The organism is Nostoc sp. DSM 114167 (assembly GCF_052692655.1).
In genome coordinates this window covers 2,289,674-2,306,029 of record NZ_CP195116.1, presented here as the reverse complement: position 1 = coordinate 2,306,029, position 16,356 = coordinate 2,289,674, and the positions used below count along the sequence as shown (strand labels likewise).

At 41.8% G+C, this 16,356-nt stretch carries 12 protein-coding genes and 1 pseudogene; 5 read left to right on the top strand and 8 right to left on the bottom strand.

Annotated features, from left to right (window positions below):
* Positions 1–73 precede the first annotated feature (73 nt).
* Positions 74–244: pseudogene (locus NSTC731_RS09880) on the bottom strand (LuxR C-terminal-related transcriptional regulator); the annotation flags it as partial.
* A 459-nt stretch (positions 245–703) separates the two neighbouring features.
* Here NSTC731_RS09880 and NSTC731_RS09875 point away from each other — a divergent pair.
* The gene (locus tag NSTC731_RS09875; protein WP_445630653.1) at positions 704–1,849 is read left to right on the top strand and encodes a hybrid sensor histidine kinase/response regulator; all 1,146 of its coding nucleotides are present in this window, start codon (positions 704–706) and stop codon (positions 1,847–1,849) included.
* Positions 1,850–2,039: 190 nt separating this feature from the next.
* The gene (locus NSTC731_RS09870) at positions 2,040–3,422 is read left to right on the top strand and encodes an aldehyde dehydrogenase (RefSeq protein ID WP_445630652.1); all 1,383 of its coding nucleotides are present in this window, start codon (positions 2,040–2,042) and stop codon (positions 3,420–3,422) included.
* A 93-nt stretch (positions 3,423–3,515) separates the two neighbouring features.
* On the opposite strand, the gene NSTC731_RS09865 is transcribed toward NSTC731_RS09870, so the two are convergent.
* The 3 genes from NSTC731_RS09865 to NSTC731_RS09855 form a co-directional block, all read right to left on the bottom strand.
* The gene (locus NSTC731_RS09865; RefSeq protein WP_445630651.1) at positions 3,516–4,121 is read right to left on the bottom strand and encodes a sulfite oxidase-like oxidoreductase; all 606 of its coding nucleotides are present in this window, start codon (positions 4,119–4,121) and stop codon (positions 3,516–3,518) included.
* Positions 4,122–4,416: 295 nt separating this feature from the next.
* The gene (rpmF, locus tag NSTC731_RS09860; RefSeq protein WP_445630650.1) at positions 4,417–4,590 is read right to left on the bottom strand and encodes a 50S ribosomal protein L32; all 174 of its coding nucleotides are present in this window, start codon (positions 4,588–4,590) and stop codon (positions 4,417–4,419) included.
* A gap of 196 nt (positions 4,591–4,786) precedes the next feature.
* Positions 4,787–5,278, bottom strand: a complete 492-nt coding sequence (locus NSTC731_RS09855) for a hypothetical protein (RefSeq protein WP_094348614.1) — start codon at positions 5,276–5,278, stop codon at positions 4,787–4,789.
* A 203-nt stretch (positions 5,279–5,481) separates the two neighbouring features.
* Here NSTC731_RS09855 and NSTC731_RS09850 point away from each other — a divergent pair, with 203 nt between their 5' ends.
* On the top strand, positions 5,482–7,338 hold the full coding sequence (locus NSTC731_RS09850) for a caspase family protein (RefSeq protein WP_445630649.1): 1,857 nt from the start codon (positions 5,482–5,484) through the stop codon (positions 7,336–7,338).
* Between the two features lie 110 nt (positions 7,339–7,448).
* On the opposite strand, the gene NSTC731_RS09845 is transcribed toward NSTC731_RS09850, so the two are convergent.
* A complete protein-coding gene (locus NSTC731_RS09845; RefSeq protein WP_445630648.1) occupies positions 7,449–7,826 on the bottom strand; it encodes a Mo-dependent nitrogenase C-terminal domain-containing protein in 378 nt (125 codons plus the stop codon).
* Positions 7,827–8,532: 706 nt separating this feature from the next.
* Here NSTC731_RS09845 and NSTC731_RS09840 point away from each other — a divergent pair.
* A complete protein-coding gene (locus NSTC731_RS09840) occupies positions 8,533–9,354 on the top strand; it encodes a lecithin retinol acyltransferase family protein (protein WP_445630647.1) in 822 nt (273 codons plus the stop codon).
* Positions 9,355–9,506: 152 nt separating this feature from the next.
* Here the strand turns inward: NSTC731_RS09840 and NSTC731_RS09835 are convergent, their stop codons facing one another.
* The 3 genes from NSTC731_RS09835 to NSTC731_RS09825 form a co-directional block, all read right to left on the bottom strand.
* Positions 9,507–11,279, bottom strand: a complete 1,773-nt coding sequence (locus tag NSTC731_RS09835) for a ribonuclease J (RefSeq protein WP_445630646.1) — start codon at positions 11,277–11,279, stop codon at positions 9,507–9,509.
* 280 nt (positions 11,280–11,559) lie between these two features.
* Positions 11,560–12,444 carry a 4-hydroxy-tetrahydrodipicolinate synthase gene (dapA, locus tag NSTC731_RS09830; protein ID WP_445630645.1) on the bottom strand — a complete coding sequence of 295 codons (885 nt, stop codon included), beginning with the start codon at positions 12,442–12,444 and terminating at the stop codon, positions 11,560–11,562.
* Between the two features lie 134 nt (positions 12,445–12,578).
* Positions 12,579–13,616 carry an aspartate-semialdehyde dehydrogenase gene (locus NSTC731_RS09825; protein ID WP_334875499.1) on the bottom strand — a complete coding sequence of 346 codons (1,038 nt, stop codon included), beginning with the start codon at positions 13,614–13,616 and terminating at the stop codon, positions 12,579–12,581.
* A 1,091-nt stretch (positions 13,617–14,707) separates the two neighbouring features.
* On the opposite strand from NSTC731_RS09825, the gene tig reads away from it, so the two are divergent.
* Positions 14,708–16,147 (top strand): trigger factor, encoded by a 1,440-nt coding sequence (gene tig / locus NSTC731_RS09820; RefSeq protein ID WP_445630644.1) that lies wholly within the window; start codon positions 14,708–14,710, stop codon positions 16,145–16,147.
* Positions 16,148–16,356: the final 209 nt, after the last annotated feature.

Sequence of the window (16,356 nt, the reverse complement as noted above, 5' to 3'; positions counted from 1 at the left end):
AATATCGCTTTTCAAGGTACTCTCGCAAGCGGTTTTCTTTCACAGGGCCACTGCCACAAATACTGAACTTTTTGTAAATCCCCGTTAGAAAACTGTTGAGATTGCTGTTAGAGATGTTAAGCGCTTGTGCAACTTGAACTCGACTCTTGCCATTACCAAAGATTTCCAAAAAGATTGTCTTCTCTCGGTTTGACAATTCGCTGTATTGCTCTAGTTGTCTCAGAAAGTCTCTTGGTAACGACATATACCTAATGTGAAATCACTTCAGAGTTCAGTCTAGCTCGCGTTTACAGAGATTTGCGGCTAGATATGTCAAGACAAGTCAATGTAAGTCACTACAAGTCAAATAAATAACTACAAAACAAAATTGCGACATTGAACTCAGTCAAGCAACTGAGGCGATCGCAATGTTAGAAATATTAATTACTCTGATTCTCAAGAAATCTATTGAAGTTATCCTAGTGCTATTGCTGAAAAAAATCTGGGCATGGCTGCTGAGGGATGAAAGCTTCCAATGTCTCAACCACTTTCTGAAAATGCAGATTCTTATACTCTATCTTGATTGGATTTTGCTCAAAACATCTCTAAAGTCTCTGCCTGAGCCAACAAAAGAGAACGATTCACACACATATAGCTAGACAAATTGTTACAAATACAGCTAGCCTTATCAAAAATTTACTTTTACCCCGTACCTTGCATCTATATGACTTCACAATCTTCTCGCTCTGACAAAATTCTGGTTGTTGATGACTCTCCTGATAACGTGTTTTTGATCAAAACTATTTTGGAGGAAGAAGGTTACACCATTAGCACCGCAGAAAATGGGATTTCGGCTTTAGCAGAATTGAAAGCTTCTCCTTGTGACTTGGTATTACTGGATTTAATGATGCCAGGTATGGATGGGTACGAAGTTACCAAGCACATTCGTGGAGAGATGAAATTGCCGCAATACATCCCCATACTGCTGATCACTGCCCACGATGCGCCCAACGTCGCCCACGGATTAGATTTGGGTGCTGATGATTTTATCCGTAAACCTGTAACGGTAGATGAATTGCTGGCAAGAGTGCGATCACTTCTGCGTTTGAAGCATAGTATGGATGAACGTGATGAAATTGCCCGTCAGCGAGAAGATTTTGTCTCCCGCCTCACCCACGATTTACGCACTCCCTTGGTAGCCGCCGATCGTATGTTGATGCTATTTCAGCAAGGAGCATTGGGAACATTATCAGCACAAATGCAGGAAGTAATCACCATCATGGCGCGTAGCAACATCAACCTGCTTTCTATGGTTAATACCTTATTGGAAGTTTATCGTTTTGAAGCAGGTCGCAAAAGTTTAGCATTTCAACCAGTTAATCTGAGTCAATTACTAGATGAAGTGATTGGAGAATTGTCACCCTTAGCTCAAGACAAAAAACTCTCCCTAAATTTGGATGTTACTGAAGAGTTAATCACAAACACAGTGATGGGCGATCGCTTAGAGTTGCATCGTCTATTTACCAACCTCATAGGGAATGCGATCAAATTTACCGACTCCGGGTCTATTACTATTCGTTTTACTTCTCAACGCCAGTTCAATAAAAGTAATCAATTTCAGTTCTCTGAAACATCCAATTCCGTTGACTACATTAGAATTGAAATAGCGGATACAGGCCCAGGTATTCCCCCTGAAGAACAAGCCACTATATTTGAACGATTTCGCCAAGGCAGTCATAAGAGTTCTGGTAGTGGCTTAGGACTGTATCTTGCTCGTCGAATTGTCGAGGCACATCAAGGCATTATTCTGCTTAATTCCGAGTTGGGCAAAGGTAGTGTATTTATTGTGCTTCTACCCACCAAAGCATGAAAAAATTAGTAATTATAAATTATGAATTATAGAGTTTTTTATCCTGGTAATTCATGATTTATAACCTTACTACTATCTACGATAATTGAAAGTAAAAAATTCACTTAGAAAATCCAACGCTAAAAATTGACGAATCAAATATGCTGAGATAATAGCATTAGTATTAAATAGTTTTTGATAGGACAAAACAATGATTACCACTGAATTATCTAACATTAGCAATATTATCCAGAATCAGCGAGAGTTTTTTCAAACAGGCAAAACTAAAGATGTAAATTTTCGCATTGAACAACTGAAAAATCTTAAGCAAGCAATCATTGAGCATGAACAGTCAATAGTCGAGGCATTAAAAGCGGATTTACATAAACCAGAAGTAGAAACTTACCTTACAGAAATCAGTGTAATTAAGGATATTGATTACGCCATCAAACATCTTCAAAACTGGACTAAACCCCAAAAAGCAGCGGTTTCCTGGGATTTTTTTTCCTACTCAGCGAAAATTTATCCAGAACCATTGGGGGTAGTCTTAATCATCGGCCCTTGGAACTATCCATTTCAGTTAATTATCTCACCGTTAATAGGTGCGATCGCAGCTGGTAATTGTGCAATTATCAAACCTTCAGAAATTGCTTCTCATACGTCTGATGTCATTGCTAAGATTATCGCCAAACATTTTGACCCTGCTTATCTTGCAGTGGTTGAAGGAGGCGTGGAAGCAAGTCAAAAACTACTTGCAGAAAAGTTTGACCATATCTTTTTTACTGGTGGTACAGCCGTCGGCAAAATCATCATGGCAGCAGCAGCAAAATATCTCACACCAGTAACTTTAGAATTGGGTGGTAAAAGTCCTTGTATTGTAGATACTGACATTAATCTGGAACACACTGTCAGACGAATTTCTTGGGGCAAATTTATTAATGCTGGACAAACTTGTATCGCTCCCGACTATCTTTTAGTTAACAAAACAATCAAAAAAGATTTAATAGATGGTCTGGAAAAATCTTTAAAAGAATTTTATGGCGAGAATCCAGCAAACAGTCCTGATTATGCCCGGATTATCAGTCAAAAACACTTTGATAGATTAGTGAATTTTCTCAAAGACGGTGAAGTTGTCATTGGTGGAGAAAATCAACCTTCAGAGCGTTATATCGCCCCAACACTGATTGATAATGTCTCATTAGAAGATTCTGTGATGCAGGAAGAAATCTTTGGGCCCATTTTACCCATTATTGAATATACTGACATTGCAGAAGCGATCGCCTTGATTAACTCTAGACCCAAACCCTTGGCGTTATACTTATTTTCTCAAGATAAAAACCTACAAAAGCGAGTTTTGCAGGAAACTTCCTCTGGTGGAGTCTGTATTAACGACACAGTTATGCAGGTTGGTGTCTCGTCTTTACCATTTGGTGGAGTCGGAGATAGCGGTATCGGCAACTATCACGGTAAAGCTAGTTTTGACACCTTTTCCCATAAAAAAAGTGTATTGCAAAACTCCTTCTGGCTCGATTTAAAATGGCGATACGCTCCATATCAGGGCAAATTGCCGCTAATCAAGAAACTTCTGGGTTAAAAAAAGTTATGAGTTGTGAGTTAGGAGTTAGGAATTATGAATTTTTAACTCTAAATTCCTAACTCCTAACTTCTAACTCTTAACTATTAATTATTAGAACCCAAAAGCGTTGCTGTAACGCTCCTCAGCCCAAGGTTCACCACGGCGATGGTAGCCATTGCGCTCCCAAAAACCAAGTTCTTCAGCAGCTAAAAATTCCAAACCATTAATCCACTTAGCACTTTTCCAAGCATAGAGGTGGGGTACAACTAGCCGCATCGGCCCACCGTGTTCAGATGGAAGGTCTTCACCAAAGACTTTAAAAGCAAAGAAGTTTTCTTCGCGCAGAAAATCTTCTACAGAAATATTGGTGGTGTAGCCGCCATAGCAGTGTTCCATAACGTGGGCTACTTCCGGGTCTAATTCAATCAGACTCATGAAATCTGTAACTTTAATGCCAGTCCATTTGACATCAAGTTTAGACCAGCGCGTTACACAGTGGAAGTCAGCTGTGAATTCGTGTTGAGGTAGCGCCATAAAGTCTGACCAACTAAAAGTAGCAGATTTTGCTAAACCCCAAACTCGAAACTCCCATTCCTCAGTGCTGACTTGGGGAGTTTCACCGTAAGTTAATACGGGAAAACCTTTGGCTAAGTGTTGACCAGGAGGGACGCGATCGCTTTCTTCTTTGCCTGGTTTCTGAAAAAATTTTCCTAGCATAGTTAGAGAAAAATAAGTTTTCTCAAAATGTTTACAAGCTTTTTTGCTGAGTTGCCAACAGTATCAGATGTTTTACTCTTTATATGAACTCTTGAATGATAGGTAATGGGTAATGGATATTTCCAATTACTCACTACCAATTTTTTTCGATCTAATGAGCTTATGTAGAGTGTCTATGATTCATAATGCAATCAGGAAAGCTAAGAAAAAGCATTTATCTAGCGATCGGAAGTTTGATTGTTGAGTTTGGCAATCAAATCTATCGGTGCTGTTCGTGCTTTTCCTGACTGAGAAATTATGATTCTTCTTCCTCTTCTTCAGCAGCTGGATAAACAAATGTAGAACGTCCACTCAAAATTGACTTGCCCAGAGATAGGGCTTTCTGAGCTTCAACGACGGCTTTATGCCTCCAGGTAGCTCGACGTTTATCTCGTTTTGATTTGGAAGTTTTCTTCTTAGGAACAGCCATGTCAGCAGATATCGCGATTCTTGACAACCTTCTTATTCTAGGCCATCCACTGACGCCAAAGACAACAGTTGAGTCAGGAATAAGTAAGTTGGGTTAAGACTGACGCCAGGAGGCGGGAACAGCAAGAATGACTTTCTTTAAATCCTCCAAGGTTCCGAGCCAAAGCTTTCTTGGCTCGGACTTCTAGCTCAACCCCTCATTTTGGCGTTGATACAGCGCTAGCTGCTGGAACTTGATTAGAGTTATTTTCAAAGAAAAGTAAAGATCGCGCAGTTTTAAAGTAAGTGGCCCAGTTTTGAGCATCAGGACGCGATCGCCATTGAGGACGACTGACATCTAATGTCAGGACTGGTGCGATCGCTCCATAATTTTGTACGGACACAATGATGGAAACATCTGTCACCAAGATATCTTGGTCGAAGCTCCTTTGAGCAGCTGCTCTAGCGACCGCTTCCGCCCTCCTGAGAACGGTTTCATAGTTTTCTTCCGGCAGGCGGTCAATAGCTAGATCGACTCTAGCGGTGTAAGCTCGCACAAGCTGCGGTGCGATCGCTTCCATCAAAAACCACGCAGGAACAGTAGATATGAGCAAAACTACTAAAGGAATTATCCGGATTCTTCTGGCAATTTGGCTAATAACTGAAAAGGGAGCGAGCGATGATGGTAGGTGAGCAGAAATTTTGCTCATGACCTTCTATCTCCTTAGTAACGATCTGTTATTGAAATTAGGTAAAGGTATTTTTCCGGCTAATTAACGTAATAAAAATTACATTCTAACTTAAGATTCGATCGGAATCACCTAGACTATAAGACATAGGTTAGCTTTGTTTTTTTGGCAAAGCCAACCGCAATTTTAAGACCAGCAAACAACAATAACTGACAAAGAGCGGGATGGCAAATTACTGGGCGATCGCGATTGGTATCAATCAATATCAGTTATTTCAACCTTTAAGTTGTGCCCAAGCTGATGCTGAGGCACTAGAAGATATTTTGGTGACAGAGGCAGGTTTTCTCCCCAAGCACTGTCTGGTGATGACAGATACTTCGCCGCCGATTGGGGATAGACCGACTTACCCGACGAAGGAAAATATTTTGCTGCTGCTTGAGGATTTGGCAGCAACAAGTTGGCAGCCGGAAGATTATTTGTGGTTATTTTTTAGCGGTTATGGAGTCAACTACAAGGGGAAAGATTACTTAATGCCAGCAGAGGGCAACCCGGAACTCGTGCAAGAGACTGGCATAGAATTGCGATCGCTAATGCAAAGTCTGCAACTTGCTAACTTGAATGTATTGCTTCTACTCGATATCAACCGCGCCTTTGGCACTCAAGCGGATGCTCCCGTTGGTGAAGAAACAATAGAACTAGCCCAAGAACTACAACTGGCGACAATTCTTTCTTGCCAACCAGAGCAATTTTCCCATGAGAGTAGCGAACTAGGTCACGGATTTTTTACAGCAGCTTTGTTAGAAGCTTTACGTTCTGGTAATGGCAGCAACTTGGCAGATTTAGAAAGCTACTTAAGCTTGATCGTGCCAAAATTATGTCACCACCACTGGCGTCCTATCCAAAACCCTGCCACCATCATCCCATCAAGGCAGCAAGTAATTTTGCCAAAATTGGCAATGGAAAGTGATTTTCAACCAGAACCGAGAATTTATCCAGAAGAATCTTTTGCTGTTGCCCTTGCAGCCCCTCCCCTTGACGATTCCTCTAAAACTTCAGCAACTCAAGGCAGACGGGGAGAAGCTAGTGTGAACTCTTCCCAACAGGCGAAAGGTCAAAAAGTCCAAGAGTCAGGTAGCAAATTAGTTGCCCAGCCAATGCCAGAAACTTCCTTGGGAGTGAATACCAAAGGAAGATTTATCCCCAATTCCTCTAAAGGTTACGTCTCTCGATTGCCAGCGAATCAGCCAAGCATCCCTTTTTGGAAGCAGTTTATCTTGTGGGGCGGAGGCAGCTTGCTAGTAGCAGGTTTAATTGCCGTAGTTTTTCTGCGTAATCAAGAAACTTTTAGAATTAAGCAAATATCAACTGCATTACCTAATGCTACTGTTAGCGATCGCCAGGTTGTCGAAAATTTACCAAGCGAGCGCACTCCACTAATTAGACCTCATAACCAATCTAGCGCTCAAATAGCCTCTAGTTCCCAGTCAAAAAAGCGAAATCAAGCAGTATTAGACCTGGCGAAAATGTCGCTCAGACAAACTCAGGCTAGCGATTTGAGCATGGCGATCGCTACAGCCCGAAAAATTCAACCCGGTGAACCACTGTACGAACAAGCTCAGGAGAATATTAAGATTTGGAGCCAGATGATTTTAGATTTAGCAGAGGGTCGTGCTAAACAAAGACAGTATGCCAGCGCTATTGCTGCGGCTCGATTAATTACCAAAGATCAAGCCCCCTACGCCAAAGCTCAAGCAGCAATTAACCTGTGGCGGTTAGAGGGTAAGCAGTATGTGAGTAACAAAACTCTTTTAGATGCAGCTAATGCCTTAATTAAATCTGAACAGGCATCTACCTACAATCGGGCGATCGAAGTTGCCAAGAAAGTACCACCCGGACAACCAGGCTTCGATGCTGCCCAAAAATCGATCGATAATTGGAGTGAGAAAATTTTAGACCTGGCCAAGCGTCGCGCCGCCGAAGGAGAACGTAACGCCGCAATTGCCACCGCAGCTTTAGTGCCAGAGGAGACAGGCGCTTACGAAGATGCTCAGGATGCCATCCAAAAATGGCAAAAGAAATAGTAAAAAAATAATAAAAAATGGTTAGGAGTTAGGAATTAAAAGTTATATTATTGATCCCCGACCTTTTACTCCTGACTCCTAACTTTTTCCTCAGCGTTGATATCTCAGTATTAGCAGTACTGCGAAACATCTTCGCCACACTCGTCGGCTAGATAGCACAACGCTCGGAAACGTAAACCAACTACTTCTTCATATAAGGGGTTGAGCTTGCACATCGGCGGGATGTGAAACAAGGTCTTGCCTAATAATTTGACATCGCGCTCAAAGGGGCATTGAGATGGAATCAGTTTGCACAAACGGTGAGCTAGTTGGCGATCGCGGACTTGAATGTTTTCTACTCGCTGCCGTAAGGGTTGGAGAATATCCCAGTAAGGCTTGGAAGGAGAATGGTTTAACTGGGTTACTTTATGGTCAGTAGTCTCTGCTTGATTGATTGATACCCAGCTAGCCAGAAAAATCTTTTTTGTGGTATTGTCGAATACCTTCATGATTAACCCTCTGTGTTATTGAGGCTATTCACCTTTTTGATGAATATATACAACGTGGCAACGAACTTTCCCGGAAAAATCGCGTTCTGACTGCGATATAATGTAATACCTGATTAGCCACTTAAGTCAGAACCTAATTTATTACTACGTCAAGTTAATCGCAAATTTCTAGGGATCGGTAGTGTAATATTACGATCTTGTTCATAACTTGACACAGTTTAAATTTTAATAAAGACATCCATCATTGGATAGGTTTTAGTGTAACATTTACAGAACTTAATATAAGGTCTTTCTAAAAGAATTTTTGCTAAGTATAAACATCAGTAATATCCTAGAAGGCATTTTTCCTCTCCGTGTTCCCACTTTCTCACGTAAGTGTGTCTTGTCCATCGTTGGCTGAATATCGTAGAAGTAGTGATTTTTGATCGAGTAGAATCGATTGCATTTCACAAAACTTAGGTTGAAGTGGCGGTTACTTGCTCAAAATGGGACTCAATAATTTATAAAGAACTACTTAAAAAATAAATTTTTTAAGTAGTTTTTCTTGGAAATTAATATTAAATGTATAAAAAAATGATTTTAATTTTTTAAGCTAGTTCGGTTTAAGCACTGTTGTAATCCTCAGCTTCATTGTGTCACAAATATTTTAGGCAATTAATTATTCAGTTGCTTTCAACGTAATACAAGTATCAAATACGACCAAATTATGAAAATAGGTAATCATGTTTACTTTAATTGTGGTGGTTACAGCCATCATGGTATCGACTGTGGTGATGGTACAGTCATCCACTACACAAAAAATCAGGGAAATATTTCTCGTGTTTCTTGGGATTCATTTGCATCTGGAAAAATAGTATTTGTGAGAGAGTATGGTAATTGTGACTTACCTGATGTTGTAATTCAACGTGCCGAAAGCCGATTGGGAGAAAATATTTATGACCTGTTTGGTAATAATTGTGAACACTTTGCTACATGGTGTAAGACAGGTATACATGCAAGCGAACAAGTAAAAAATGCTGGAGCAGCTACAGGAGGAGCATCTGTAAGTGGAGCCGCAGTTGCGGGTAGTATTGGTGTTGTCAGTGCTGCCGGAGCCGCAGCTGGACTAAGTGGAGCCGGAATTATGTCAGGTCTAGCAACAGTTGGTGGAATTGTTGGTGGGGGAGCTGTTGCGGGCATTGGCGCACTTGGTATGGCTCCTGCTGCTATAACAACTCTGGCAATGAATAGTGTTTTAGAAGATAACAAAAATCTCACTAGCGAGGAGCGAGAAGCTCGTGCTGTTGGCAGAACCATGACGACTGTTGGTGCTGCTGCTGGTACTGCGGGAGCCGTTGGTGCTGTTGCAGCTGCTGGAAGCGTTGCTGGTCTGAGTGCTACTGGAATCACTTCAGGGTTAGCCGCTGTTGGGGCGACAGTTGGCGGTGGTATGGCAGCAGGTGTAGCTATTACAGTTGCAGCACCAGCAGTTGCAGCCGCAGCAGTTGGCTATGGTGCTTACTGTTTCTGGAAATGGATATCAGAATAATAAATCAGCAATTTAGAGACAGTTGCTTATACGCACCACTCAACCTATATCAAGGTAAATGATTTTTCTCTAACTCTCATACCAAAGCGCAAAGACGTTCAGAAAAACTCTGCGTCTTTGCGCTTCTGCCTGAGATTTTTACCTTAAATTCTCTATGATGCTACCTGAGCAGCAGTCCGAGTCCGCCGTCTTCTGCCATCAGCAACTTTTACAGGTGGCTCATCAGGGATTTGCATCAACAAAGTCACAGATGGTTGACATTGCAATTCTCGACGGATGGAACGTTGCAATTCTCGTTCTAAAGTACCTTGCAATCCACCCCAGTCTATATCTGCTGCTTCACCTTGCTCAGGAGCAAATTCTGTCCAGCGCACAGAGAGGATTTCTTCAATGCGTTGTTTTACCCAAGTTTGCAGGAGCGATCGCTCTACACTTGTTACTACACCCCGGAGGTGGATTTCTGGTTTTGCTAACAGTTTACCATTCCAATCAATGGCAGCTGCGATCGTGATAATGCCTTCTGAAGCCATGCGTTGCCGTTCTTGCAGCACTTTGGCACTTACCATACCCGAACTAGTAGTATCCACCAATTCGATACCAGACGGCACTTTCCCCGCGACGCGAATTGCATCTTCAGTCAGTTCGACAATATCACCATTCTGAATAACGATCATATTTTCTGCGGGAATGCCCATACTCTGAGCCGTTTCTGCGTGCTTCACTAGCATCCGATGTTCGCCGTGAAATGGCACAAAGAACTTCGGTCGAGTTAAGGCAATCATCAGTTTTTGTTCTTCTTGACAGCCGTGACCGGAGACGTGAATTCCTTTATCCCGTCCATAGACCACTTTTGCACCTTGAATCATCAATTTATCAATGGTGTTGACTACAGCGATCGTATTTCCAGGAATTGGGTTAGCAGAGAATACTACCGTATCTCCTTGGCGGATTTTAATGTGAGGATGTTCTTTGTTAGCAATGCGGGTCATTGCTGCCATCAATTCTCCTTGAGAACCTGTAGTTAAGATCAGTACTCTTTCATCGGGTAGATTGCGGACGGCGTGCAATGGTTGCAGCAGATTATCTTCACACTTGATGTAACCTAAATTGCGGGCATGAGCAATCAAGTTCAACATGGAACGCCCGACAACTGTCACTACACGATTCTGCTTCTTGGCAATATCCAAAATCATGTTGATGCGATGGACACTAGAAGCAAAGGTAGTGACAAATAATCGCCCAGGTGCTTGACTAAATACTCTCTCCAGATTGGGATAAACTGACCGTTCTGAAGGTGTAAATCCTGGCACCTCCGCGTTAGTGGAATCACTCAGTAAACAAAGAACGCCTTTTTCCCCATGTTCTGCTAGGCGTTGCAAGTCAAACTTTTCACCATCCACTGGGGTATGGTCAATTTTAAAATCCCCTGTGTGAATGACAACACCCAGGGGAGTATGAATAGCAACAGTGAAACTATCAGCAATGGAGTGGGTATTACGGATATATTCAACTAAAAAGTTTTTGCCAATCCGCACTACATCACGTGGTAGAACTGTTCTGATTTCTGTGCGATCGCGGACTCCTGCTTCTTCTAATTTACCCTCTAGCATTGCCATTGCTAGTCTGGGGCCATAAATCACCGGGATATCAAATTGCTTGAGATGAAAGGCAATCCCGCCGATATGGTCTTCATGACCGTGAGTAACGATCATCCCTTTAATTTTGTGCCGATTTTCCCGCAGATAGGTCATATCTGGTAAAACAATATTGACTCCATGCATCATTTCTGTGGGAAAAGCTAATCCTGCATCTAACAGGATAATTTCATCGTCATACTCAAAAAGACAGGTATTTTTACCAATTTCATGCAAACCGCCCAAAGGAATAATTTTCAAGGCGGAATTATTAGCTTCGTTTTTAGCCATTTTCTCCTTAGATTGTTACTTGTGGTTAATTAAGTTGATAGTTAACTTTCCTTGTATTTAAGACAACATCATCTGTCTATTAAGTCAGTCCAAAGCAATCAAGTTTTAATTGAAGATTTCAATTTTTTATTCAATAAAATCAACTGTAAAACTCAAGGATTCATAGTATATCTATCAGTCCTAGCACAGATTTTTAAATTGCAATTTATGAACAATTACATCGTTGTTTATATGTATCTTTGGCAAGGAGGAGACTACCAGCATTTAAATAAGTTGGTGGTTAAATTAAACTAAGTTCTTTCAGAACCGCTTCTAACTTTTGACTTACTTCTAAATCAGCTTCACATAGCGGCGGACGAGTTGAACCCACCTCCCAACCTTGAAGTTGCAGTGCTTTTTTCACTGGAATGGGATTTGAAGTAAGAAATAAAGCTTTAAACAACGGGAACAGTTTGAGATGAATGTCGCTTGCTACCTCAATTTTTCCCGCACTAAAAGCTTGAATCATCTGCTGTAGTTGGTTTCCTACCAGATGAGAAGCCACACTTACCACACCCTTTGCCCCGATCGCTAACAAGGGCAAAGTCATGTAATCATCACCAGAATAGATGTGAAATTCTTTTGGTGTCAAGCGACGAATTTCGCTTGCCTGATCTATATTACCAGTGGATTCTTTAATCCCGACAATATTGCTAACTTCAGCTAACCGGGCAACTGTTTCTGGCTGAAGGTTTTGTCCGGTACGACCGGGGACATTATATAACAACAACGGTAAGTCGGGACAGGCTTGTGCTATTGCCTGAAAGTGCGCTTCCAATCCCGCTTGCGGCGGTTTGTTGTAATAAGGAACAACTTGTAAGGAACCATGTACTCCTATTTTAGACGCTTTTTGGGTGGCTGCGATCGCTTCTTTGGTGGAATTCGATCCACAACCTGCGATTACCTTGGCTTTTCCGGCCACGGACTGCAATACCTCGACAAACAACTGGTATTCTTCATCCCAACTTAGCGTTGGGGATTCTCCAGTTGTGCCGCACATCACCAATGTATCTGTACCGTTGTTAGCTAGATGCGCCGCCAGTTCTGCCGCTACATCATAATTGACACTACCATCTGCTTTAAATGGCGTAATCATAGCGGTTAAAACATTGCCAAAATCTCCCACCCTTTTTTCACTCCTGATTACCCATGTTTTTATATCTTGGTGGTTCTCTATTGTAATAACCTATCTGCAAATTGCTTTCAAGTGTCATTTTTACTTTGTCATTAGTCCTTTGTCACTTTACCAATGACCAATGACTAATGACTAATAGCTAATGGTTTGAGTAGATTTTTCTCTACCAACAACTCAGCGATTTGTACTGCATTCAATGCTGCGCCTTTGCGAATTTGGTCACCACATAACCATAATTCCAAGCCACAAGGATGAGAAATATCCTGGCGAATTCTTCCCACTAAAACTTCATCTCGACCTGTTGCTTCAATAGGCATCGGAAAATGATTCGTTCCCCAATCTTCTACCAGTTTTACTCCAGGGGAGGAATTTAAAATTTCTCTGGCTTCCTTCGCACTAAAGGGAGTCTCAAATTCTAAATTAATGGCTTCTGAGTGAGCGCGGAGTACGGGAACCCGTATACAGGTTGCAGTGATTCTGATTTGCTGCGTACCAAATATTTTTCGGGTTTCGTTGACCATTTTCATTTCTTCCTCACAATAACCCAAATCGTTTAATGGAGAGTTATGCGGGAATAAATTAAATGCCAATGGGTAAGGCAATATTTCGGCTATCGGTGGCTGTCCTTGTAGTATAGCGCTTGTTTGGGTTTTGACTTCTGCCATTGCTCTAGCACCCGCACCACTAGCAGATTGGTAGGTTGCAGCGACGATGCGTTGCACTGGTTTAACTTTATGCAATGGCCAGACTGCCACAGCCATTAAAATCGTTGTACAGTTGGGGTTAGCAATAATGCCTTGGTGATGCGCTGCGGCTTGGGGATTCACCTCTGGAACTACTAAGGGAACTTCCGGGTTCATCCGAAAGGCACTGGAGTTGTCAATTACTACTGCGCCCTTTTCGACAGCAACTGCTGCCCAAGTTTTGGATGTGGAACCACCTGCGCTAGCTAGTACTATATCGACATTTTCAAAGGCGCGATCGCTCACTGCTTCTATTGGTATATTCTCACCTTTAAACCGCAGCGATCGCCCTACGCTCCGCTCTGATGCCAATAACTTCAAGTCAGCAACCGGAAAATTACGACTTTCTAATAATTCCAGCAACTCTGTGCCTACTGCACCAGTAGCTCCTAAAATAGCTAAACGATAGGATTTCGACAAACTTGTTTCCTCCTTTAAGAGACTTATCTGCAATTTCTTGGAACAATTGACAATTTAGTTATATTTAAATAGCGATCGCAGTCTGGAAATACATTTTTAATAGGTTGAGATTTTTATTTAATTTAATATATCTTTAATATATTTAATAATACATTTTTTTAATAAGTTAAGTGATGTGCATTTTAAAATAACGGCGATTTTTTCATTGATTCTAACTATAACTATATATTATACAATAAACCGCTATTTCTCAGAAAAAGGGAGATATCTGCATTTAGGGGTTTAACAAGCATCCTTCTTGTAAAGAAACAAATGTATTGGCTACAAACTTGCTTACCAAGATAATGAATATATTAGAATCTAAATGCAAAAAGCCAGCCAGCACAACTCAAAACTGAGCTATGCGGTTAAGTAACAGATGCACTCTCGTACCAACACATAACTTAATAATAGCTAGATAATAGCTAGACTCAATACTATAACTTTAAACTGGAGTACTAACCACTCTTTGAGAATAAGGATATCACGGCGTTAGCCCACTGAATAATTAATTCCCAAGTTTTAGAGTGAGAGGGAAGTGAAGAAGGGAATAGGCTACAGGTTACAGGGTACAGATTTATTCTCTAGCACCTACCACCTGTCACCTATCTGGGAGGGGGAAAGGGGAAAGGAAAAAAGGGAAAGGTTAACAAGTTATTCGCAACACGCATAAACTTTTTTCTTTTCTTTCACCTTATAAGGGTTTGAAGCCCCCCTAAAAGGAGGTTAATTATTGGGAGGGGTCACAATCCTCTTCCAATAATTTCTTCCCTTTCCCCCTTCCCCCTTCCCCTTTACCCCTCTTTGTGAACTTCCCCCTAATCCCAATGCCCTATTAACCAAATTGTTATGAAGGTAAAATGTCAAGTCCTTGGTCATTGGCAGTAAACTGGATCTTTGCCCCAGGACAAACATCCTTCCTTGGATGTCACAAGACCTTTGGGCAAACTCCCATTACCCCTAAGAGACATCAAGCCATAAACGCAAACAATTATTTTATTGCGTCTTGTATGTACTCGGAGTATAAAATACCAGAAAACTAGAGACGAAGCATGAAAGTTACCCAGGAAAAACTTCCCGCCAGCCAAATTGGCCTGGAAATAGAGATTACGCCGGAAATTACCAAGCAAACTTACGAACAGGTCATTAAGAACTTAGCGAGTACTGCCAATATTCCTGGGTTTCGTAAAGGCAAGGTGCCTCGGCCGATATTACTACAACGGCTGGGTACAACTCGAATCAAGGCAGCGGCCCTAGAAGAACTAATTCAAGATGGCATTGAGCAAGCAGTCAAACAAGAAGCCATCCCAGCAATCGGTCAGCCGCAATTGCGCTCTTCTTTTGAGGATTTGATTAATAATTATGAACCTGGAAAACCCCTGACCATTTCGGCTGCTGTGGATGTAGAACCAGAAGTGAATCTATTGCAGTACACTGATTTGCTTTTCCAAGCCGAAGAAGTCAAGTTCGATCCAGAACGAGTAGAGAATACGCTGGATAAGCAACGTCAAGAATTGGCAACATTGATTCCTGTGGAAGGGCGTGCAGCCCAAATCGGCGATATTGCTGTAGTCGATTTTAAAGGTTCATTCGCAAGAGCTGAGGGCGAAGACGAAACAGCTGAACTAGAACCGATTCCCGGAGCCGAAGCAACTGATTTTCAAGTTGAGTTGCAGGAAGATAAGTTTATTCCAGGCTTTATTTCGGGAATAGTGGGGATGAATCCAGAAGAAACGAAAGAAATTGCGGCGCAGTTCCCAGACCCGTATGCTAATGAAGATTTAGCTGGAAAAGCGGCAACTTTCACCGTGACGCTCAAAGAATTAAAGGAAAAGGAGCTACCAGAAGTAAATGACGATTTCGCTCAAGAAGTCAGTGATTTTGAAACCTTAGAGGAGTTACGCGCTTCTTTGGTAGAGCAATATCAAAAAGAGGCGGACGACAAAACAAAAACCAATAAGCAGGAAGCCTTGTTAACAGAACTGCTCAAGCACGTAGAAGTTGACTTACCAGCAACCTTGATTGAGCAAGAAGTGGATGCAATGCTAACGCAAACAGCAATCCGGCTGTCTCAGCAGGGATTGGATGTGAGAAAGCTGTTTACTCAAGATATTATTCCGCAATTGCGGGAGCGATCGCGTACTGAAGCAATTGAACGTATCAAACGCTCCTTATCCTTACGAGAAATCGGCAAACGCGAATCTATCGAGGTAACACCAGAAGAAATCGCAGCCAGAGTCACAGAACTTTTGGAACAGTACCGAGAGGAACAAGACGTTGATGAAGATAAACTGCGGTCAATCGTGGAAAACGAACTATTAACCGAAAAAATCATCGATTGGCTCTTAGAACACTCATCAGTTGAACTTGTACCGGAAGGTTCATTGAGTCCTGCAAAGGAAACGGAAGACGCAGAATTAGACGCTGATGCTGATGCACCTCAGATAGAGGAAGCAAACAGCGAAGCTTCTACAGAAGTTACAGAAGGATAATAAAAAATCCCACAACCATGAGTTCACCAGTTCTGAGTTAAAGTTCTGGTGAAATGGGTAAGCTAAGGGAGATGAGAAATTAGAGGGAGATAAAGGGACAAGGGGTAAACAAAACTCTTAACTCTTAACTCAGCACTCAGTACTGGCTCAACGCCCCGCTGACGCTAACAGCACTCCTAATGCCCAATGCCCAATGACTCAGAAATGAA